This is a genomic window from Curtobacterium sp. BRB10 (genome assembly GCF_031844325.1).
Lineage (GTDB): Bacteria > Actinomycetota > Actinomycetes > Actinomycetales > Microbacteriaceae > Curtobacterium > Curtobacterium poinsettiae_A.
In genome coordinates, this window is the sequence record NZ_JAUZVA010000004.1 from 202,222 (window position 1) to 221,243 (window position 19,022).

Sequence of the window (19,022 nt, forward strand, 5' to 3'; positions counted from 1 at the left end):
CATCCGCTCACGCGCCGACGCGACGCAGCTTCGCGAGCGGTGCCTGCTCGCCGGGGAAGATCCTCTTGACGCCGTCGCCGAGCGCGGTCTCGATGATGCGGATGTCGCGGGCGAGCGTCTTCAGGCCGTGCGGTTCGAGCGACGCGGCGTGGTCGGAGCCCCACATCGTGCGGTCGAGCGTGATGTGCCGTTCGACGGCCGTTGCACCGAGGGCGACGGCGGCGATGGAGATCTGCAGGCCGGGCTCGTGGCCGGAGTAGCCGACGGGGACGCCCGCGTAGCGGTGGGCGAGGGTGTCGATCATGCGGAGGTTCGCCTCCTCGGCCGGCAGCGGGTAGGTCGACGTCGCGTGCATGAGGACGAGGCGGTCGGTGCCGAGGGCCTCGACGGCGGCGTCGATCTGCTCGAGCGTGGACATGCCGGTCGACAGGATGACGGGCTTGCCGGTCGCGGCGACGGCGGCGAGCATGCCGAGGTCGGTGACGGACGCCGAGGCGATCTTGTAGGCGACGACGTTGAGGTCCTCGAGGAAGTCGACGGACGGCTCGTCCCACGGCGACGCGAACCAGTCGAGGCCGCGGAGGGTCGCGTGGTCACCGATCTCGATGTACTGGTCGCGGTCGAACTCGACGCGGTAGCGGTACTCCAGGTAGGTCATGTCGCCCCACGGGGTGCTGCGCGGGGTGTTCTTCATGTGCTCCGGCGTGGAGATCGCGGGGGTGCGCTTCTGGAACTTCACGGCCTGCAGGCCCGCGTCGGCGGCGACGTCGATGAGCTGCTTCGCGATGTCGACGTCGCCGTTGTGGTTGAGGCCGATCTCGCCGATGAGGTATGCGGGGTGGCCCGCGCCGATCGTGGACGTACCGATGGTGACGGTCATGGTGCTCCGTTCGGTGCGGGCGTGGCCCGCGTCGGGGATGGGTCTCGAGTCGTGGTGGGTGCTGGTGCCGGGGCGCCGACGCGTGCGTCGGTCGGCGCGCCGGGCGCTTCGCCGGGCGCTTCGGCGAGGGCTTCGGCGAGGGCCAGGTCGGCCTCGTCGTCGATGTCGATCGCGCCGGCACCGTCGACGACGGCCAACTCGACGCGGCCGTGGAACCGGTGTCGGTTCTCGAGGAACCCCGCCGTCCGCATCACGTAGAAGGCGCCGGTCTCGCGGTACTCGGGCTCGCGGTCCTGCCGACGGGGCCTGGTCGCCGCGTCGTGGTTCACCGCGACCGCCGTGCCGTCCGGGGCGGTCCGCCACAGGAACGCGTGCGACGGAGCGGCCGCGAACACCGTGTCGGCGTGCCCGTCGACCACGCGCGCGACGGCGGCGTCGAGGTCGGCCGGGTCGATGAACGGCGAGGTCGCCTGCAGGAAGACGAGGACCTCGGGCAGCGGGGTGCTCATCGCGTCGAGGACGTGCAGCAGGGCGGACTCCGATGACGCCTCGTCGCCGGCGAGCTCGGGCGGACGGCGGACCACGGCGGCACCGGCAGCGACCGCCTCGGCGGCGATGGCGTCGCTGTCGGTCGTGACGACCACCTGGTCGATGCGCGTGGCACGTCGTGCCGACTCGACCGCCCGACGAACCAGCGAACGACCCGCGACCGTGCGGAGGTTCTTGCCGGGGATCCCCTTCGATCCGGCACGTGCGGGCACGACGGCGAGGACGGAACCGGTGGTGCGCATGCTCCGGACGCTACGAAGCGCGGGTGTCCCGGAGGAGAACGGACGGCAGACGGCGGCCGACCGTTGAGCGACCGCCGAGCCCCGTCACCGCGACGCGGCGGGGCGTGCATCGAGCGTCCGATGGCCGCTCGCCGCTACAATCGACGCTGCTCGCCTCCGTAGCTCAGTGGATAGAGCAGGTGGTTTCTACCCACCGTGCCGCGGGTTCGATTCCTGCCGGGGGCGCCGAAGACGAACGGGGCCGCCATCCTCTCCGGATGGCGGCCCCGTTCTCGTCGTGGGGTGGTTACTCGTCGTCGTCCGCGGCGCGGCGTCGGAGTTCGGCGGCGCTGATCGGCTGCGTGTACGGCGCCTCGGAGGTCTCGTTCGCGTCGGTCGGCTCGGCGGGGGCCTGGTTGAGCCGCGTCGGGACGGACGTGGTGGTCGTCGTGCCGGGGGAGTCGATCCGCGGTGCCGATGCGGGCGGGACGTCGTTCGCGGGCGCGCGGTTGACGTGCGCGTCGGCTGCGGTGGGCGTCGCGACGGGGCGATCGGACGAGGACGGACGGTCGTTCCGCGGTCCGCGGTCGGTGTCACCGAAGGCGCGGGTGGCGCCGGCGTCGCCGGACGCGCGAGTGGCGCTCGCGTCGCCGAAGGCCCGCGTGGGGCTGTCGTCGCCCACGACCTCGGTGTCGTCCGTGCCGCGGCCCTGGACGGAGCGGGCGGGCGAGGTCGGGGTGCCGAGCGCCGGACGGACCGGGGGTGCAGCCTCGTCGTCGCCGTAGACGCGGGTGGTGTTGTCACCGAAGGAGCGCGTGGCGTTCGGGTCGGCGCTGCCGCGGTTCGGGTTCGTGCCCGCGCCACGGTTCACGGAGAACGACGGGGTCGTCCCGCCGGCAGGACCGGCTGACGCAGCACCGGCTGACGCAGCACCGGGTGCAGCAGCGGCTGGCGCCGGAGGAGTCGAGGGTGCGGACGCGGGGCGCTGGGCCGGACGCAGCGAGGTCGTGGTCGGGGTGGGACGCTCGGCGGGAGCAGCCGGCGCCGGTGTCGGCGTCTTTGCCTGCGCCTGCGCCTGCGCACGAGTGGGTTCGGCCTGGTCGGCGTTCCAGTCCTGCTGACGCTTGATCAGGTCGGCGTCGGGATCCGGGGACTCGAACTTCCAGCGCTCGAGGTCGGCCTTGAAGAGCTTGCGCGCACGGCTCGGTCGTGCCTGCCAGTCGAGCAGGCGGTCACGGAACTCGGCGAGGGACTGGTCTGCCTGGAAGCTGAACGTCGACGAGTTCTTCTTGATGTCGGCGATCTCGTGCTGGGCCCAGTTGGCGGCCAGCGGCGAACCCTGCACGGGGAGCAGGCGCAGCCGGATGTCGGCATCCTCGGCGAGGTGGTCCGCGTAGGCCCGCTCGTCGTGCCCGAGCGATCCCCACGCCGCTGCCTTGCGCGCAGCCGTCAGGATCGCGGCAACCGCCGCGTTCTTCGATTCCCGCTCCTGCAGCGCCACGACCCGCTTGGTCGCGCTGCGCCCGATGAGCGCTGCGATGACACCCGCCACGACGATGGCGACGAAGGGGATCACAGCGCCCGAGAGCACCCGCCACCCCGTGTCGGACGAAGTCCAGTCGGTCAGGTCGTTCCACCAGTCCATGCGCGCACCATACCCACGGAACGGTCAGGCGTCGGGGAGGCCGGGCGGCGTTCCGTGCATCCCGGTGCAGATGATTGCAATGTGGAACATCAAGACCAGCGCAGGGTGTCCACGGCGTCGTCGGCGGACCACACGCTCGGCAGCTCGACGAACCGGCGCTCGGTCGCGACGTACCGGCGGGCACGGTAGGCGGTGTCACCGGCGACGTCGATGCGGTCGACGTACCCGACGATCTCGCCGTTGGCCCGGGTGACCCTGCTCAGGTCGTCGCGGACGTCGAGGATGCGGTAGTCGCCCCGGGCGCGGGCCAGCGGGACGGTGCGGATCCGCAGGGCGGGTTCGGTCGTGGTCTGCATCGCTGGCCTCCTGGTCGGTGTGGTTCCGACGCTACGGGGGACCACCGACACGCCGAGGGGCGCCGTCCGGCCTGGGGAACAGGGTCTCCGCGCACACTGTTGTGGAGGAACGAGGGGCTGCACCAGCAGCCCGCAGAGAGGTTGTGGCCATGACCACGTTCGTGCTCGCAGGTGGATGTTTCTGGTGTCTCGACGCCGTGTACCGCACACTCCAGGGTGTGCAGGACGTGGTGTCCGGCTACGTCGGCGGACAGGTCGAGGACCCCTCCTACGAACTGGTGTGCACCGGGACGACCGGGCACGCCGAGGCAGTCGCGGTGACGTTCGACGAGTCGGTGATCCCGGCCGACGTGATCCTCGACGTCTTCTTCACGCTGCACGACCCCCGCCAGCTGAACCGCCAGGGGGCCGACGTCGGCACGCAGTACCGCTCGGCGATGTTCCCGGCCGACGACGCGCAACGCGAGCTGTTCGAGCGCGCCATCGAGCGGGCGTCGGAGATCTGGGACGGCGGCATCGTCACCACGATCGAGCCACTCTCGACCTTCTACACGGCCGAGGAGTACCACCAGGACTTCTTCGCGAAGAACCCCGGGCAGGGCTACTGCCTCGCAGTCGCGCTGCCCAAGGTGAACAAGGTCCGGAAGGCCTACAGTCAGTACATCCTGGCGTCCTGACCCCGGGGCGGCAGGGCCACGAGGAGGTGGTTCGAACATGACGGACAACACGGGAACCTGGGTCGCGATCGGTCCGGCCGGAGCGGTGGGCAGCATCCACCGCGCGGCGGACGGGTTCCAGGTCGAGCTGTACGGACGACGACGGGCGGGCGGGCCGTACCCGTCCCTCGAGTCCGCGAAGGGCGCGGTCCACGCCGCGCTCGGACCGTTGGCCGCCCGGCCCGAGTTCCGAGCGCACTGACCGGGTCCGGACAGGAGGCCCGGGGGACTCGTCCTCCACAGGTCGCCTGATCGGGTCCGCCCGCCACAGATCGAGCCCGGGGCCGCTGACGCGGCCCCGGGCTCCGTGACGATCGACGCATGAACGACATCATCACCGTCTGCGGAATCGTCGCCACCGAGCCCCGGCACCTCGTCACCGAGACCGGCATCGCCATCACGAGTCTCCGACTCGCGTCACCCTCGCGCCGCTGGGACCGGGCCAGCGCCGCCTGGGTCAACGGCGCGACCAACTGGTACACCGTCACGGCGTTCCGGTCGCTCGCGTCGAACGTGTACAAGTCCCTGAAGAAGGGCGACCGGATCGTCGTCGCCGGCCGGGTCCGCATCCGCACGTGGGAACGGGACGGTCGCGGCGGGACCTCGGTCGAGATCGACGCCGACGGCATCGGCCACGACCTGGCGTGGGGGATCAGCAACTGGCTGCGGGTGCCGCGGCAGGTCGGCGACGGAGCCTCGGGGCAGGGTGGCCTGCGCGGTGTGGACCCCCGCACCGGCGAGGTCCGCGACCCGGCGGGGCACGGCGCCGGACACGGGTCCGACCACGGCGCGGAGCCGGACGGTTCGCACGACCACCCACCGGCGACCGAGCACGGTCCGGACGGCGTCGGCGTCGGCGTCGGCGACGGTGACGGTGACGGGCTGCACGGCGCGCCGGCCCTCGGTGACGGCGAGGAGCCGGCGGGGCCGTCCGAGCACGTCCTCGAACAGGACGCCGCCCCCTGGGACCCTTCGCCGCCCCTCGAGGACCACGCACCCGACGCCGAAGCGGCCTGATCCGCACGCCGACCGGAGTCGGGGTGCGCGGGTCAGGCCGCAGGGTGTGCAGACGGTTCACCGCGTCGCGTCGGTCACCACTTCTGGGCGATCATCGCGATGCCGGAGACCTGGGTCGTGTCCCAGTTGCCGCCGCGTGGCAGACCGGTCACGCGGCCGTCGATCTTGAAGCTGGCGCCCTGCACCCGCGGACTGTTCGTCTGCTTCGCCTTCAGCCCGTGGAACGAGAAGCTCGTGTCCCACTTGCCGTTCAGGCCGGTGTTCGACTTGCGGTCACCCACCGTGATGCGGGTGTTCTGCACCGTGGAGTGCACGACGTCACCGTTCAGGCGTGCGTTGGCCTCGGCGTTGAAGAACAGGCGGCCGTCGAGGTTGAGCTTGAGGGTGCCGATCGTCTTGTGGTTCACGATCATCGTCGCGACGTCGTTCTTGTACCAGCGCATGCCGATGGGCGTGAGCTTGTTGGTGGCCGGACCGAGGTAGCCGTAGGTGAACTTGCCGTTCTGCACGCGCTCCCAGATGTAGCGCGGCTTGCCCTTGCTCTCGGGGGAGCCCTTGTCCGACTGGATCCCGAAGGCGTACGCGTTGTTGTGGGCGTCGTGCACGTTGATGTACGACGAGTAGCCGGTCCCCGTGCCGTTGGCGCTGATGCTCGCCGTGTACAGCAGGTACGGGCTGCCCTTCGGCACGGCACCGGCGGCGGACGCCGGCGACACCGGGGCGATGAGTGCGACGGTGAGTGCGATCGCTCCGACGAAGGGGAGCGCGAGGCGGCGGAGCCGCGACGGGGTCGTGGTCGTGTGCGTGGTCATGGTCCTCGTCCTGTCCGTGGTCCTGATCCTGGTCCTCGTCGTGGTGGGCGACGGGCCCGAGGCAGCGGGGTGAGCCAAAGCTACGTCGTCGTTGCCGCGAACAACAGGCCTGTTCGTACAGGTGCGGGAAGCGGCGATCCGGCGTCGGGCGAGCGGTGCTCCGGTGGTGTCACTACACTTGGGGCCGATATGGCTGAGTACATCTACCAGATGGTCCGCGCCCGCAAGGCGGTCGGCGACAAGCTGATCCTCGACGACGTCACGATGTCGTTCCTCCCCGGTGCCAAGATCGGCGTCGTCGGACCGAACGGTGCTGGTAAGTCGACGATCCTGAAGATCATGGCGGGTCTCGACCAGCCGTCCAACGGCGAGGCGAAGCTCACGCCGGGCTTCAGCGTCGGCATCCTCATGCAGGAGCCGGAGCTCGACGAGAGCAAGACCGTGCTCGAGAACGTGCAGGAAGGCGTGGGCGAGATCCACGGCAAGCTCGCACGCTTCAACGAGATCTCGGCGCTCATGGCCGAGCCGGACGCCGACTTCGACGCGCTCCTGGCCGAGATGGGCACGCTGCAGGAGGACATCGACGCCGCCGACGCGTGGGACCTCGACTCCCAGCTCGAGCAGGCCATGGCCGCGCTGCAGTGCCCCCCGGGGGACGAACTCGTCACCCACCTGTCCGGAGGTGAGAAGCGCCGCGTCGCGCTCTGCAAGCTGCTGCTCCAGAAGCCCGACCTGCTCCTCCTCGACGAGCCCACCAACCACCTCGACGCCGAGAGCGTGCTCTGGCTCGAGCAGCACCTGCAGCAGTACCACGGTGCTGTCCTCGCCGTGACCCACGACCGGTACTTCCTGGACCACGTCGCCCAGTGGATCGCCGAGGTCGACCGTGGCCGCCTGTACCCGTACGAGGGCAACTACTCGACCTACCTCGAGAAGAAGCGTGCTCGCCTCGAGGTCCAGGGCAAGAAGGACGCCAAGCTGGCGAAGCGCCTGTCCTCGGAGCTCGACTGGGTCCGGAGCAACACCAAGGGCCGTCAGGCGAAGTCGAAGGCCCGTCTCGCCCGGTACGAGGAGATGGTCACCGAGGCCGAGCGCACGCGCAAGCTCGACTTCGAGGAGATCGTGATCCCGGTCGGCCCGCGTCTGGGCTCGCAGGTCATCGACGCGGAGCACCTGCGCAAGCAGTTCGGTGAGCGCGTCATCATCGGCGACCTGTCGTTCACGCTGCCCCGCAACGGCATCGTCGGTGTCATCGGCCCGAACGGTGTCGGCAAGACCACGCTCTTCAAGACGATCGTCGGCCTCGAGCCCCTCGACGGCGGCACGCTGAAGATCGGCGACACCGTCCAGATCTCCTACGTCGACCAGACCCGTGGCGGCATCGACCCGAACAAGAACCTGTGGGAGGTCGTGTCCGACGGGCTCGACTACATCCAGGTCGGCAAGACCGAGATCCCGTCCCGCGCCTACGTGTCGCAGTTCGGCTTCAAGGGCCCGGACCAGCAGAAGCGTGCCGGCATCCTGTCCGGTGGTGAGCGCAACCGTCTGAACCTGGCGCTGACGCTCAAGCAGGGCGGCAACCTGCTGCTCCTCGACGAGCCGACCAACGACCTGGACGTCGAGACGCTCGGCAGCCTGGAGAACGCCCTGCTCGAGTACCCCGGTTGCGCCGTGGTCATCACCCACGACCGGTGGTTCCTCGACCGCATCGCCACGCACATCCTGGCGTGGGAGGGCCTCAACGAGGACGGCACGCCGAACTGGTACTGGTTCGAGGGCAACTTCGAGGCGTACGAGGAGAACAAGATCGAGCGCCTCGGCGCCGACGCCGCGAAGCCGGGGCGCGCGACGTACCGCAAGCTCACCCGCGACTGACCCGCGTGGCGAGACTGCACGCTCCCATCCGCATGCGGTGGAGCGACATCGACGCCTACGGTCACGTCAACAACTCCGCGATGCTGCGCCTCCTCGAGGAGGCGCGCATCGTGGGGTTCTGGGGTGCCGACCCTGGCGAGGACCCCGACGGCGACCTGCCCGAGCCGATCATCGACGGTCGGCCCGGTTCCGGCACCATGACGGTGATCGCCGGCCAGCGCCTCGAGTACCTGGAATCGATCCCGTACCTCCGTCAGCCGCTGGACATCCAGATGTGGATCGGGCGGCTCGGGGGTGCGAGCATCGACGTCTCGTACGAGGTCTGGTCGCCGGTGGGACAGCACCCCGCCGTGCTGTACACCCGGGCGACGACGGCACTCGTGATGGTCGACGCGGCGACGAACCGTCCTCGTCGGCTGACCGACACCGAGCGTGCCGCGTGCGAGCGCTACCTCGAGGAACCGGTGCAGTTCAGCCGGCCGTAGGCACCCGCATCATGCCCTCCTGGGCGACGGTGGCCAGCAGCGTGCCGTCACGGGAGAACATCCGCCCGAACGCGAGTCCCCGTCCGCCCTGTGCGCTCGGGGACTCCTGCGTGTACAGGATCCACTCGTCCGCGCGACCGTCGCGGTGCCACCACATGGCGTGGTCGAGGCTCGCGCTCTTGACCCCCGGGGTGCCCCAGGCGACGCCGTGCCGCCGCATGATCGGCTCGAGGATCGACAGGTCGCTCGCGTACCCGAGCACGGCTCGGTGGAGCGCCGGGTCCTCGGGCAGGTCGCCCTGCACCCGGAACCAGACCGCCTGGTGCGGCACGTGTTCGCCCTGCACGTCGACGAACACCGGGCCCTCGACGTGTCGCAGGTCGATGGACCGCGCGGCCCAGGCACGTGCGACCGGGTGGTCGATCGCGGACAGGATCGACGCGGCCGACGGCAGGGACTCGGGGTCCGGGGTGTCCACCGGGTACGGGTCCTGGTGCTCGATGCCGGTGTCCGGCACCTGGAACGACGCGATCATCGAGAAGATCGGGACACCGCGCTGGTACGCCTGCACGCGACGGGCCGCGAACGACCGGCCGTCGTGGATGCGCTCCACGCCGAAGGTGATCGGCACGTCGATGTCGCCGGGCCGCAGGAAGTAGCCGTGCATCGAGTGGACGTCGCGTCCCTCGATCGTGCGCTGCGCGGCGACGATGCACTGCGCCAACACCTGGCCGCCGAACACCCGTCCACCGGGTGACCAGTGGCTGGCGCCCGTGAGGATCGTCTCGCCCGTGCTCGCGCCGGTGTCCTCGAGTCGCAGGGTCCGCAGGAAGTCGGGTTCGCCGTTCACGCTGTGCAGTCTACGAACGGCTGCCCGCCGCCGTCGCAGGTCGCCGCGCCCAGGCTGCGCGGTCCCGATGGCCGGTAGGATCGGGCACGACATGGGCAACTCGTTCACGCTTCCCGACGCCGCCTCACTCGGTGACCTCCGCACGTACCTCGGACGTGCCGCTCGGATCGAGGACGGCTCGGTCCGGCTCATCGCCGATTCCGGCGTCCTGGCCGTCTACACGGCGATCCTCTACCCGCTCGGGCTGCTCGACGAACTGCCGACGGTGCTCGGGCTGCGCACGTTCTCGCTCACCGAGCCCGCGTCGATCGACACCGTGGTCCCGCTGCAGTCGCTCCTCGAGCGCCTCCGCCTGCTGGCCGAGGCACAGGACGCCGAACACGCCGAGGGCGCCGACCCGACGCGGGCCACCCCGATCGAGGTCGAGCTGCCGCACGAGGTGCACACCGTGACGTGGGCGGCCATCTCCCCGCCCCGCGGCGGCTGGGTCCCGCTGCCGGACGTCTCACCGGAACTCCTCCGCCGGGCCACCCGTGACGGCATCGCCGAGGTCGCCGACGCCGTGCCGTCCAACGCGGGCGAGGCCATCGTCCGGCGGATCCGTGCCGAGGTCTGGGGCCGACCGGTCCCCGGCGTCGAGCACCTGCCCGCAGGTGCGGGTTTCGCGGGCGAGAGTCTCGGGTTCCTCGGGCACGACCCGGTCCGCCTGTTCGAGACGGGCCCGTGGAGCCGACTCACGACCTCGCGCGGCCACGTGCTCGTGAAGCGCCGCGCCTGGACCCTGAGCTCGTAGCGACGACGGCTGCGGCGACGACGGGGCGCCGACCGCGACGCCGCCCGGTCGCCGTGGTTGGCTGGCGGCATGCACGTCTTCCTCACCGGTGCGTCCGGCTACATCGGATCCTCCGTCCTCCGCTCCCTCGTGGCCCACGGCGACGAGGTCACCGCGCTCGTCCGCTCCGACGAGAAGGCCAAGCAGGTCCGTGACGCCGGTGGCCGGGCCCTGGTCGGCGACGTCGCCGACACCGACGTCGTCGAACGCCTGCTGCACGAGAGCGACGGCGTGGTCCACACGGCATCGGCGCCGGGCGTCGACCCGGACTTCATCCGCACCGCGATCGGTGCCCTGGCTGGCACACCGAAGCCGTTCGTGCACACCGGCGGGATCTTCACCTTCGGCGACTCGACGGACATCTCCGAGCAGTCGCCGATCGACCCGCCGGCCTTGACCGCCTGGCGCGGGCCGAACGAGGCCCTGCTGCGGGGGAGCGACGTGCGGAGCACCATCGTCGCCCCTGGCATCGTCTACGGGCGCGGCGCCGGCATCCCGGCGATGTTCGTCAGCGACGGCGAGCAGCCGGTGCGGCTGGTGGGCGACGGCTCGCAGCGGTGGACGACGGTGCACGTCGACGACCTCGGCGAGCTCTACGTCCTCGCGCTGCACCGCGGCCAGGCCGACGGGTACATCGTCGCCGCGACCGGCGACAACCCGACCGTCCGCCAGATCGCCGAGGCCGGGGCCCACGGTGCACCGGTCGTCGCCGAGAGCGTCGACGCGAGCCGCGAACGGCTCGGGCGGGAATTCGCCGACGCCCTGCTGCTGCACCAGGAGGCGTCCGGCGCACACGCCCGGTCAGCCTTCGGCTGGCGGCCGTCGCGGCCGTCCCTGGTCGAGGACCTCGCCTCTGGCTCGTCCGTGCGCTGAGACGCGCCGCCAGAAGACGCCGGCGTCCCGGGGCACGAGGACGCGGGGACCGGCGGATGGGAGGCCCGTGGCGGCGCCGCCACGGGCCTCCCGTCCGCCACGTGCGGGGTCCACCGCGCCGGCGACGCGCCCGGAGCGCGTCAGTCGAAGGTGTTCGTCATCGCGTGGGCAGCGCGGTCGAGGTAGCCCCAGAGCTCGGCTTCGTCGAGGGGAGGGAGCTCGAGCGACTCGACCGCCTCGTGCATGTGGTGGAGCCAGCGTTCCCGGGCCTCGGACGTGATGCGGAACGGGTTGTGCCGCATCCGCAGGCGAGGGTGGCCGCGCTGCTCGCTGTAGGTGCCGGGGCCGCCCCAGTACTGCTGCAGGAAGGCGGAGAGGCGCCAGATCGCACCCTCGAGGTCGTCCGCCGGGTACATCGGCCAGATGACCTCGTCCTGCTGCACGCCCTCGTAGAAGCGCCGGACGAGCCGGTCGAAGGTGGGGGCGCCGCCGATCCGCTCGTACAGCGACCCCGTGGCCGAGGCGCCGTGCTCCCCGACGCGCAGGGAGATCGGCTGCGCCGGGACGCCGACCGAGCCGGGCATGCCGGGGGCGCCGGGCATGCCGAGCGAGCCGCGTGCTCCGGGCCCGCCCGTGCCGCTCGGGGGTGTGGGGTCGGTCATCGGGGGTCCTTCCCGCTGTCGGGGTCGTCCGTGCGGATCGGCTGCCCGAGGATGTTGCGCTTGGTGCGCCGGGGCTTCGTGGGTGCCGGCGTCGGCTGGGTGCGGACGGTGCGCAGGCCGTTGATCGAGGTGGCGTTCTCCCAGCCCTCGGGCATGATCATCGCCATCGCCGGCAGGGTGATGCCGAGTTCGTCGACGGCGTGCTTCAGGCGGGTGCGCAGCTCCCGACCGACCACGTCGAGCTCCGACGCGCGGGTCTTCACCACCAAGCGGAAGACCATGCCGGCGTCGGTGATCGACTGCAGGCCCCAGATCTCCGGCTTCTCGACGATCCGCTGCCGCCAGCGGGACTCCTGCGACATCGTGACGGCCGCCTTGAGCAGGGCGTCCTGCACGGCGTCGATGTCGGTGTCGTAGGGGACGGTGATGTCGACGAGCACGCGCGACCAGCCCTGCGACAGGTTGCCGACGCGCAGGATCTGGCCGTTCGGCACGAACCACAGGATCCCGTTCACGTCGCGGATCTGCATGACGCGCAGCCCGACGTTCTCGACGACACCGGTGGCCTGCCCGGTGTCGACGACGTCACCGACGCCGGCCTGGTCCTCGAGGATCATGAAGACGCCGGACAGCAGGTCCTTCACGATGGACTGGGCGCCGACGGCGAGACCGGCGGCGACGAGGGACGCACCGCCGACGATGCCGACCGCGGCACCCTTCCACACGGCAGTGGCGATGATGACGAGAGCGATCGCGACGACGACGACCGTGGCGAGGTTCTCGAGCACGCTGCCGAGCGTCCGGGTGCGCTGGACGACCCGAGCCGTCTGCACCGGCGACGCGATGAGGGCCTGTGTGTCAGCGGCACCCTGGCGCTTCTTGACGCCGTTGACGATCCGGTCGACGACCTGCTTGATCATTCGGCGCAAGATCAACCGGAGGATGATCGCCGCGATGATCGTGATGACGATCGTGATCGGCGCCTGCCAGGTCTCGACGAAGTCCGTGAACGCGTTCGAGAGCAGTTTGGACGTGTCTTCGGTGGTAGCAGCCAAGTTCATATCCGGTCGATGCTAAGCGGCGGGGCCTCGGCGTCCCTGGAGGAACACCAAGACCCCGCCGGATCAGAGCGGGGGTCAGGCGTCGGCGGCCTGGACCCGGAGCGCGCGCTCGGTGCCCGCGAGGCTCTCGGACACGATGCGGCGCAGCGCCGGCGTCTCCGGGTGCTCCTCGAGCCACGCGGCGGCGGCGTCACGGAGCTCGGCCGACGCGAGCGGCGCCGGGTAGAGCCCCGAGACGATGGTGTCCGCCATGTGGTAGCTGCGCTCGGCCCAGATGCGCGTGAGGACCTCGAAGTACTTCGGCACGAGGCCCTCCAGCAGCACCGGGCTGTTCACGTGCTGGAACCCGACCGTGGTCTGGCGCACGATGGCGTTCGGCAGCTCGGACGAGTCGACCAGCGACGAGAACGCTGCCAGCTTGCCCTCGGCCGTGGGGATCGTCGCCCGTGCGCGGGCTGCGGCCTGCTCACCCGACGCGGTCTTGTCCGCGGCGAGCTCGGCGTCGATCTCGGCGTTGTCCGCAGCGCCCGTGAGCACGAGGCCCTCGAGCAGCTCCCAGCGCAGGTCGGTGTCGATCTCGAGGCCCTGCAGCGTGACCGATCCGTCGCGGAGACCCTGCAGGGTCGCGACGTGCTCGGGCGTGGAGGGGATCTGCGCGAAGAACTTCACGAACTGGAACTGCGCGTCCGAACCGGCCTCGGCCGAGGACGCGAGCTGCCAGAGCGTGTCGCCGACGGTGCGGACCGTGGCCTCGACCGAGCCCGGTGCCACGTAGTTGCGTGCGGTGAGCAGCAGCTGCGAGAGCGTCGTGCGGATGGTCGTCGACTCGGTCTCGGTCGCGATGTTGCCGAGCACGAGGCGCACGTAGTCGCTGGCCGGGGACTCGGCGTCGCGCGTGGCGTCCCACACGGAACCCCAGACGATCGAGCGGGCGAGCGGGTTCGCGATCGACGCGAGGTGCTCGATCGCGGTGCGCCGCGAGTGCTCGTCGAGACGGATCTTGGCGTAGGCCAGGTCGTCGTCGTTCAGCAGCACGAGGTCGCCGCGCTGGACGCCGACGAGCTCGGGTACCTCGGTGCGGGCGCCGTCGACGTCGATCTCGACGCGGTGGACCCGCTCGAGCTTGCCGCCGGCGGAGGCAGTGTCGGCGCCGAACGGCGCGGACTCGTCGTTCCGGAAGGCGTACACGCCGATCGCCAGACGGTGCGGGCGCAGCGTCGGGTGGTCGGCGGGGGCTTCCTGCAGGACGGTGAACGACGTGATGACGCCGGACTCGTCGGTCTCGATCTCGGGCCGCAGGGTGTTGACGCCCGCGGTCTCGAGCCAGAGCTTCGACCACTCGGTCAGCTCACGGCCGCTCGTCGCCTCGAGCTCGACGAGCAGGTCGCGGAGCTCGGTGTTCGAGTGGTGGTGCTTCTTGAAGTAGGCGGAGACACCGGCGAAGAACGCGTCGATGCCCACCCATGCGACGAGCTGCTTGAGGACCGAGCCGCCCTTCGCGTAGGTGATGCCGTCGAAGTTGACCTGGACGTCCTCGAGGTCGTTGATCGTCGCGACGATCGGGTGCGTCGAGGGGAGCTGGTCCTGGCGGTAGGCCCAGGACTTCTCCATCGCCTGGAACGTGGTCCAGGCCTCGGTCCACTCGGTGGCCTCGGCCGTGGCGATCGTGGAGGCCCACTCGGCGAAGGACTCGTTGAGCCACAGGTCGTTCCACCACTTCATGGTGACCAGGTCGCCGAACCACATGTGGGCGAGCTCGTGCAGGATCGTGACGACCCGGCGCTCCTTGATGGCGTCGGTGACCTTCGACCGGAACACGTAGGTCTCGGTGAACGTGACCGCGCCGGCGTTCTCCATCGCACCGGCGTTGAACTCCGGCACGAACAGCTGGTCGTACTTGTCGAAGGGGTAAGCGACGTCGAACTTCTCCTCGAAGTACGCGAAGCCCTTCTTCGTGATGTCGAACACGTACTCGGGGTCGAGGTAGGAGGCGAGCGACTTGCGCGCGAACACACCGAGCGGGATCGTCCGGCCGTCGCGGCTGGTCAGCTCGTCGCGCACGACCTCGTACGGGCCGGCGACGAGCGCGGTGATGTAGCTCGAGATGCGCGCGGTGGGCGGGAAGGCCCAGGTCGCGACGTCGCCGTCGACGTGCGGCTCCGGCGTGGGGGAGTTCGAGACGACCTGCCACCGCGACGGCGCCGTCACGGTGAAGGAGAACTCGGCCTTCAGGTCGGGCTGCTCGAACACCGCGAACATGCGGCGGGAGTCCGGGACCTCGAACTGGGAGTACAGGTACACCTCGTCGTCCACCGGGTCGACGAAGCGGTGCAGGCCTTCACCGGTGTTCGTGTAGAGCGCGTCGCTGACGACCACGAGCTCGTTCTGCTCCTGCAGGTCGTCGAGCCGGATGCGCACGCCGTCGTTCACCGCGGCGACGTCGAGCGCCGTGCCGTTCAGCGTGATCGAGTGCACGGTCTTCGTGATGGCGTCGATGAAGGTCGATGCGCCGGCGGTGGCGGTGAAGCGCACCCGCGTGGTGCTGCCGAAGCTGTCGGCGCCGCGGGTCAGGTCGAGCTCGACGTCGTACGTCTGCACGGCGACGACGGCCGCGCGCTCCTGGGCTTCGATTCGGGTGAGGTTCTCTCCGGGCACGCAACGCTCCATCTTCGCTGGGGACGCGGACGATCGGCGTCCGCGTACGGGGCCCCGGACGGCGTCGTGCGCCGGCGGGACGATGGGTTCCAGCCTAGCGACGCCGCGTACCCTCGGATCGTGACCGAGACGACTGTGGACAACCCGACCGACCCCACCACCGAGCGCACCGCCGTGGAGTTCTGGTTCGACCCGAACTGCCCCTGGGCCTGGATGACGAGCCGCTGGGTGGGTGAGGTCGCCGAGCACCGCGACCTCGACGTGACCTGGAACGTGATGAGCCTGTTCGTCCTCAACGAGGACCAGGACGTGCCGGAGAGCTACAAGGAGCGCCTGCACGCCGGTCAGGTCTACCCGCGCATCGTCACGGCGGCGCGGCTCCGGCTCGGGCAGGACGTCGTGAAGCCGCTCTACGACGCGCTCGGCGAGCACATCCACCACCGCCAGGAGTCCGACCCGGAGCAGGTCGTCCCCGCCGTGCTCGCGGAGCTCGGCCTCGACGCCGACCTGCTCGAGGACGCATGGACGGACGAGGTCGACGCCGCCGTGCGCGTCAGCCACCAGGACGGCATCGACCGCGTCGGACAGGACGTCGGGACGCCGGTCATCGCCGTCGAGGGCACCGCGTTCTTCGGACCGGTCATCTCCCCGGCGCCCAAGGGCCAGGAGGCGCTCGACCTGTGGGACGGCGTCGTCGCCGTCGCGAAGTACCCCGGTTTCTTCGAGCTCAAGCGCTCGCGCACCGTCGGCCCGGTCTTCGACACCACCGACTGACGCTCCGGAACCGGGTTCCGTTCGTCGACGGGCGGCCGGGAGGCCCGTGGTGCGTCCGCCCCGCCCGTCGCGTCAGACGAGCGGCAGGCGCATGAGCGTCAGGTCGAGCCAGCGGTCGAACTTGCGTCCGACCTCGGGCACGACCGCGACCGTGGTGAACCCCAGGCGCTCGTGCAGGGCGATCGACCCCGTGTTGGTGCTGCAGATCCCGGCCATCATGACGTGTCGCCCCTCGGCGGTGGCGCGCGCGACCAACTCGGCCATCAGAGTGGTCGCGATGCCCCGGCCGCGGAACGCCTCGACCACGTAGACGCTGTGCTCGACGGTCAGCCGGTACCCCTGGTGCGGCCGCCACTGGGAGTACGTGGCGTAGCCGGCCACGACGCCGTCGACCTCGGCCACGACCACCGGGTACCCGCCGCCCTGCCGCTCGGCGAGCCACCCGTCGAAGTACGCACGCGGGTGCGGGGTGTCCTGCCAGATGGCGGTGGAGTGCAGCACGGCATCGACGTGCAGGGCGTGCACGACGTCGAGGTCGCTCGGGGAGCAGTCGCGGATCACGACCCCGTTCGTCGCATATGCTGTCGTCATGTCTCACATCGTAGACGACGAGCGCACCGATCCCGCAACCGGCGCCGACGACACCTCGGTCGCCGAGCAGCGGGCGCTCGGTGAACGCCTCCAGCGCCTCCGCACCGAGCGAAGGTGGAGCCTCACCGAGCTCGCCGAGGAGTCCGGCGTCTCCCGCGCGATGATCAACCGCGTCGAACGCGGGGTCTCCAGCCCCACCGCGACGATCCTCGGTCGCCTGTCCGGTGCCTTCGGCCTGACGATCTCGCAGCTCCTCGACGATGCCCTGGAGCACGAGGTGCCCAGAGTGACGGACCCCGACGAGGCGCGCGGGGTCCAGCGCGGCGCGACCGCCGATTCCTGGACCGATCCCGACACCGGGTACCGCCGCCGCCCGGTCTCGAGCGCGGCGTTCCCAGCTGACGTCACCGAGGTGCGCCTCCCGGCCGGCCGCGAAGTGGCCTACCCGGCGTCCGCCTACGCGTTCCTGCGGCACTGCATCTGGGTCGTCGACGGCGTGCTCGAGGTCGCCGTCGGCGGCGAGCCGACGCGTCTGGCGGCGGGGGACCGGATCGAGCTCGGCGACCCCGCCGACGTCGTCTACCGCAACCCGGGCGAGGACCCCACCCGGTACCTCGTCGTGGTGGTCCGCGCGCCGTAGTCCGTGGTGGTCCGGGCCCCGGAGCCGCGGGAATAGGATCGGTCCCATGCGCATCCACCTCGGAACGGACCACGCCGGCCTCGAGTTCAACAAGACCCTCGCAACCCACCTGACCGAAGCCGGGCACGAGGTGGTGGACCACGGTCCGACCGAGTACGACGCGCTCGACGACTACCCCTCGTTCTGCATCAACGCCGCGCACGCCGTGGTGCGGGACCAGCGCGCCGGTGTCCAGGCCCTCGGTGTCGTCTTCGGCGGTTCCGGCAACGGCGAGCAGATCGCCGCCAACAAGGTCGAGGGCATCCGTGCCGCGCTCGTCTGGAACGAGTCGACCGCGCTGCTCGCCCGGCAGCACAACGACGCCAACGTCATCTCCATCGGCGCGCGCCAGCACACCGAGGACGAGGCGATCCGGTTCGTCGACCTGTTCATCGCCGAGCCGTTCTCCGGCGAGGAGCGCCACGCCCGCCGCATCGCGCAGCTCGCCGAGTACGAGACCACTGGGCTGATCGCCGGCCGCCAGATCGACGCGTAGTCCGGCTCGTCAGGGGTACCGGGTAGAACGGTAGTCATGCCCGAGGGTCACTCCGTCCACCGCATCGCCAACCAGTTCACCCGGCACTTCGTCGGCAAGCGCTGCGAGGTGTCGAGCCCCCAGGGTCGCTTCGCCGCCGGGGCCGCGCAGCTCGACGGCAAGCGCATGATCGCCGCCCGTGCCGTCGCGAAGCAGATGTTCCTGGAGTTCGAGGGCGACCTGTTCCTCCGCGTCCACCTCGGGCTGTACGGAGCGTGGGACTTCGCCGGCGTGATCTCCACGGCCGAGGCGCTGTCGGACGACGACGACCGCGAGGAGTCGCTCAGCTCGATCGGCGCACCGCGGCTCGCCCGGTACCGGATGGCTGAGCAGGAGAAGGCGGAGGACCCGATCGAGTCCTTCCCGCCGGACCCGGTGGGCCAGGTCCGGGTGCGGATCCTCACCGAGGACACCGTCGCCGACCTGCGCGGCCCGACCGCGTGCGTCGTGGAGACCCCGGCCGAGGTGCAGCGCGCGCTCGACAAGCTCGGCCCCGACCCGATGAACGACGACGGGCCCGAGGCCGAGAAGACCTTCGTGGACAACGTCCGCCGTCGGAACGTCGCCATCGGGCAGCTGCTCATGGATCAGTCTGTCGTGGCCGGCATCGGCAACATCTACCGCGCCGAGCTGCTGTTCCGGCAGCGCATCGACCCGTACAAGCCGGGCAAGAAGATCACCGTCAAGCAGGCGAAGGCGCTCTGGGCCGACTGGTCGAAGCTGCTGCACGACGGCGTCCGCGACGGCCTGATGATGACGATGGACGACCTGTCCGAGGCCGACCACAAGAAGGCCCTGCGCTCCCGCAAGGACCGCCACTGGGTCTACCACCGCCAGGGCGAGCCGTGCCGGGTGTGCGGCACCGAGATCCGGATGGCCGACATGGCCGGCCGGAAGCTCTACTGGTGCCCGAAGGACCAGAAGTAGCCCACGGGCGCGGGCACACCCGTCCGC

Annotated in this window: 21 protein-coding genes and 1 tRNA gene; 12 read left to right on the forward strand and 10 right to left on the reverse strand. The window is 70.7% G+C overall.

Features of this window, described 5'->3' with window-relative positions; genetic code table 11:
- Window positions 1-7: 7 nt before the first annotated feature.
- Window positions 8-880, reverse strand: coding sequence for an N-acetylneuraminate synthase family protein (locus tag Q9R26_RS10355; protein ID WP_071405510.1), 873 nt, complete (start codon window positions 878-880; stop codon window positions 8-10).
- Window positions 877-1,671, reverse strand: coding sequence for an acylneuraminate cytidylyltransferase family protein (locus Q9R26_RS10360; protein WP_311227231.1), 795 nt, complete (start codon window positions 1,669-1,671; stop codon window positions 877-879). Before Q9R26_RS10360 ends, Q9R26_RS10355 begins: the two co-directional genes overlap by 4 nt.
- A 152-nt stretch (window positions 1,672-1,823) precedes the next feature.
- On the opposite strand from Q9R26_RS10360, the gene Q9R26_RS10365 reads away from it, so the two are divergent.
- Window positions 1,824-1,896, forward strand: a tRNA-Arg gene (locus Q9R26_RS10365).
- 61 nt (window positions 1,897-1,957) lie between these two features.
- On the opposite strand, the gene Q9R26_RS10370 is transcribed toward Q9R26_RS10365, so the two are convergent.
- Together Q9R26_RS10370 and Q9R26_RS10375 are read right to left on the reverse strand one after the other, a co-directional pair.
- Complete coding sequence (locus Q9R26_RS10370; RefSeq protein ID WP_311227232.1) at window positions 1,958-3,295, reverse strand: hypothetical protein; 1,338 nt, start codon at window positions 3,293-3,295, stop codon at window positions 1,958-1,960.
- Window positions 3,296-3,384: 89 nt separating this feature from the next.
- A complete protein-coding gene (locus Q9R26_RS10375; RefSeq protein WP_182064872.1) occupies window positions 3,385-3,651 on the reverse strand; it encodes a hypothetical protein in 267 nt (88 codons plus the stop codon).
- A gap of 149 nt (window positions 3,652-3,800) precedes the next feature.
- On the opposite strand from Q9R26_RS10375, the gene msrA reads away from it, so the two are divergent.
- The 3 genes from msrA (at window position 3,801) to Q9R26_RS10390 (ending at window position 5,384) form a co-directional block, all read left to right on the forward strand.
- On the forward strand, window positions 3,801-4,328 hold the full coding sequence (msrA, locus tag Q9R26_RS10380) for a peptide-methionine (S)-S-oxide reductase MsrA (protein ID WP_209133472.1): 528 nt from the start codon (window positions 3,801-3,803) through the stop codon (window positions 4,326-4,328).
- A 37-nt stretch (window positions 4,329-4,365) separates the two neighbouring features.
- Window positions 4,366-4,569, forward strand: coding sequence for a hypothetical protein (locus tag Q9R26_RS10385; RefSeq protein ID WP_027464651.1), 204 nt, complete (start codon window positions 4,366-4,368; stop codon window positions 4,567-4,569).
- Window positions 4,570-4,688: 119 nt separating this feature from the next.
- Window positions 4,689-5,384: a single-stranded DNA-binding protein gene (locus Q9R26_RS10390; RefSeq protein WP_311227233.1), complete on the forward strand. Its 696-nt coding sequence runs from the start codon at window positions 4,689-4,691 to the stop codon at window positions 5,382-5,384.
- Window positions 5,385-5,458: 74 nt separating this feature from the next.
- On the opposite strand, the gene Q9R26_RS10395 is transcribed toward Q9R26_RS10390, so the two are convergent.
- Complete coding sequence (locus Q9R26_RS10395) at window positions 5,459-6,196, reverse strand: hypothetical protein (RefSeq protein ID WP_182064869.1); 738 nt, start codon at window positions 6,194-6,196, stop codon at window positions 5,459-5,461.
- A 189-nt stretch (window positions 6,197-6,385) separates the two neighbouring features.
- Between Q9R26_RS10395 and ettA the strand changes: the two genes are divergently transcribed.
- Together ettA and Q9R26_RS10405 are read left to right on the forward strand one after the other, a co-directional pair.
- Window positions 6,386-8,071 (forward strand): energy-dependent translational throttle protein EttA, encoded by a 1,686-nt coding sequence (gene ettA, locus Q9R26_RS10400; protein ID WP_071405516.1) that lies wholly within the window; start codon window positions 6,386-6,388, stop codon window positions 8,069-8,071.
- A 32-nt stretch (window positions 8,072-8,103) separates the two neighbouring features.
- Complete coding sequence (locus Q9R26_RS10405) at window positions 8,104-8,556, forward strand: thioesterase family protein (RefSeq protein WP_259580936.1); 453 nt, start codon at window positions 8,104-8,106, stop codon at window positions 8,554-8,556.
- Here Q9R26_RS10405 and Q9R26_RS10410 read toward each other — a convergent pair.
- A complete protein-coding gene (locus tag Q9R26_RS10410; protein ID WP_182064867.1) occupies window positions 8,543-9,406 on the reverse strand; it encodes an acyl-CoA thioesterase II in 864 nt (287 codons plus the stop codon). The genes Q9R26_RS10405 and Q9R26_RS10410 overlap by 14 nt on opposite strands.
- A 91-nt stretch (window positions 9,407-9,497) precedes the next feature.
- Between Q9R26_RS10410 and Q9R26_RS10415 the strand changes: the two genes are divergently transcribed.
- A complete protein-coding gene (locus tag Q9R26_RS10415) occupies window positions 9,498-10,199 on the forward strand; it encodes a hypothetical protein (RefSeq protein WP_071405518.1) in 702 nt (233 codons plus the stop codon).
- A 69-nt stretch (window positions 10,200-10,268) separates the two neighbouring features.
- A complete protein-coding gene (locus tag Q9R26_RS10420; protein ID WP_311227234.1) occupies window positions 10,269-11,111 on the forward strand; it encodes an NAD(P)H-binding protein in 843 nt (280 codons plus the stop codon).
- Between the two features lie 140 nt (window positions 11,112-11,251).
- On the opposite strand, the gene Q9R26_RS10425 is transcribed toward Q9R26_RS10420, so the two are convergent.
- The 3 genes from Q9R26_RS10425 to pepN form a co-directional block, all read right to left on the reverse strand.
- Entirely contained in the window at window positions 11,252-11,713 is a 462-nt protein-coding gene (locus Q9R26_RS10425) for a globin (protein ID WP_311227344.1), read from the reverse strand.
- A gap of 56 nt (window positions 11,714-11,769) precedes the next feature.
- Entirely contained in the window at window positions 11,770-12,834 is a 1,065-nt protein-coding gene (locus Q9R26_RS10430) for a mechanosensitive ion channel family protein (protein WP_259580940.1), read from the reverse strand.
- A 75-nt stretch (window positions 12,835-12,909) separates the two neighbouring features.
- Window positions 12,910-15,489: an aminopeptidase N gene (pepN, locus tag Q9R26_RS10435; RefSeq protein ID WP_182064864.1), complete on the reverse strand. Its 2,580-nt coding sequence runs from the start codon at window positions 15,487-15,489 to the stop codon at window positions 12,910-12,912.
- A 120-nt stretch (window positions 15,490-15,609) separates the two neighbouring features.
- Between pepN and Q9R26_RS10440 the strand changes: the two genes are divergently transcribed.
- Window positions 15,610-16,263, forward strand: coding sequence for a DsbA family protein (locus tag Q9R26_RS10440; RefSeq protein WP_396136823.1), 654 nt, complete (start codon window positions 15,610-15,612; stop codon window positions 16,261-16,263).
- Window positions 16,264-16,335: 72 nt separating this feature from the next.
- Here the strand turns inward: Q9R26_RS10440 and Q9R26_RS10445 are convergent, their stop codons facing one another.
- Window positions 16,336-16,854: a GNAT family N-acetyltransferase gene (locus Q9R26_RS10445; RefSeq protein ID WP_259580945.1), complete on the reverse strand. Its 519-nt coding sequence runs from the start codon at window positions 16,852-16,854 to the stop codon at window positions 16,336-16,338.
- Between Q9R26_RS10445 and Q9R26_RS10450 the strand changes: the two genes are divergently transcribed.
- Genes Q9R26_RS10450 through Q9R26_RS10460 form a run of 3 tightly spaced genes read left to right on the forward strand, consistent with a single transcriptional unit; the run spans window position 16,853 to window position 18,995 of the window.
- Window positions 16,853-17,494 carry an XRE family transcriptional regulator gene (locus tag Q9R26_RS10450; protein WP_311227235.1) on the forward strand — a complete coding sequence of 214 codons (642 nt, stop codon included), beginning with the start codon at window positions 16,853-16,855 and terminating at the stop codon, window positions 17,492-17,494. The genes Q9R26_RS10445 and Q9R26_RS10450 overlap by 2 nt on opposite strands.
- Before the next feature lie 46 nt (window positions 17,495-17,540).
- Complete coding sequence (locus Q9R26_RS10455) at window positions 17,541-18,029, forward strand: ribose-5-phosphate isomerase (protein WP_182064862.1); 489 nt, start codon at window positions 17,541-17,543, stop codon at window positions 18,027-18,029.
- 36 nt (window positions 18,030-18,065) lie between these two features.
- Window positions 18,066-18,995, forward strand: a complete 930-nt coding sequence (locus tag Q9R26_RS10460) for an Fpg/Nei family DNA glycosylase (RefSeq protein WP_071246661.1) — start codon at window positions 18,066-18,068, stop codon at window positions 18,993-18,995.
- The last annotated feature ends 27 nt before the right edge of the window (window positions 18,996-19,022 follow it).

Bases quoted from the DNA above. Each gene is read 5' to 3' on its own strand.
- Q9R26_RS10355 (WP_071405510.1), bottom strand. From the start codon at position 880: ATGACCGTCACCATCGGTACGTCCACGATCGGCGCGGGCCACCCCGCA.
- Q9R26_RS10360 (WP_311227231.1), bottom strand. From the start codon at position 1,671: ATGCGCACCACCGGTTCCGTCCTCGCCGTCGTGCCCGCACGTGCCGGA.
- Q9R26_RS10370 (WP_311227232.1), bottom strand. From the start codon at position 3,295: ATGGACTGGTGGAACGACCTGACCGACTGGACTTCGTCCGACACGGGG.
- Q9R26_RS10375 (WP_182064872.1), bottom strand. From the start codon at position 3,651: ATGCAGACCACGACCGAACCCGCCCTGCGGATCCGCACCGTCCCGCTG.
- msrA (WP_209133472.1), top strand. From the start codon at position 3,801: ATGACCACGTTCGTGCTCGCAGGTGGATGTTTCTGGTGTCTCGACGCC.
- Q9R26_RS10385 (WP_027464651.1), top strand. From the start codon at position 4,366: ATGACGGACAACACGGGAACCTGGGTCGCGATCGGTCCGGCCGGAGCG.
- Q9R26_RS10390 (WP_311227233.1), top strand. From the start codon at position 4,689: ATGAACGACATCATCACCGTCTGCGGAATCGTCGCCACCGAGCCCCGG.
- Q9R26_RS10395 (WP_182064869.1), bottom strand. From the start codon at position 6,196: ATGACCACGCACACGACCACGACCCCGTCGCGGCTCCGCCGCCTCGCG.
- ettA (WP_071405516.1), top strand. From the start codon at position 6,386: ATGGCTGAGTACATCTACCAGATGGTCCGCGCCCGCAAGGCGGTCGGC.
- Q9R26_RS10405 (WP_259580936.1), top strand. From the start codon at position 8,104: ATGCGGTGGAGCGACATCGACGCCTACGGTCACGTCAACAACTCCGCG.
- Q9R26_RS10415 (WP_071405518.1), top strand. From the start codon at position 9,498: ATGGGCAACTCGTTCACGCTTCCCGACGCCGCCTCACTCGGTGACCTC.
- Q9R26_RS10420 (WP_311227234.1), top strand. From the start codon at position 10,269: ATGCACGTCTTCCTCACCGGTGCGTCCGGCTACATCGGATCCTCCGTC.
- Q9R26_RS10425 (WP_311227344.1), bottom strand. From the start codon at position 11,713: ATGCCCGGCGCCCCCGGCATGCCCGGCTCGGTCGGCGTCCCGGCGCAG.
- Q9R26_RS10430 (WP_259580940.1), bottom strand. From the start codon at position 12,834: ATGAACTTGGCTGCTACCACCGAAGACACGTCCAAACTGCTCTCGAAC.
- Q9R26_RS10450 (WP_311227235.1), top strand. From the start codon at position 16,853: ATGTCTCACATCGTAGACGACGAGCGCACCGATCCCGCAACCGGCGCC.
- Q9R26_RS10445 (WP_259580945.1), bottom strand. From the start codon at position 16,854: ATGACGACAGCATATGCGACGAACGGGGTCGTGATCCGCGACTGCTCC.
- Q9R26_RS10455 (WP_182064862.1), top strand. From the start codon at position 17,541: ATGCGCATCCACCTCGGAACGGACCACGCCGGCCTCGAGTTCAACAAG.
- Q9R26_RS10460 (WP_071246661.1), top strand. From the start codon at position 18,066: ATGCCCGAGGGTCACTCCGTCCACCGCATCGCCAACCAGTTCACCCGG.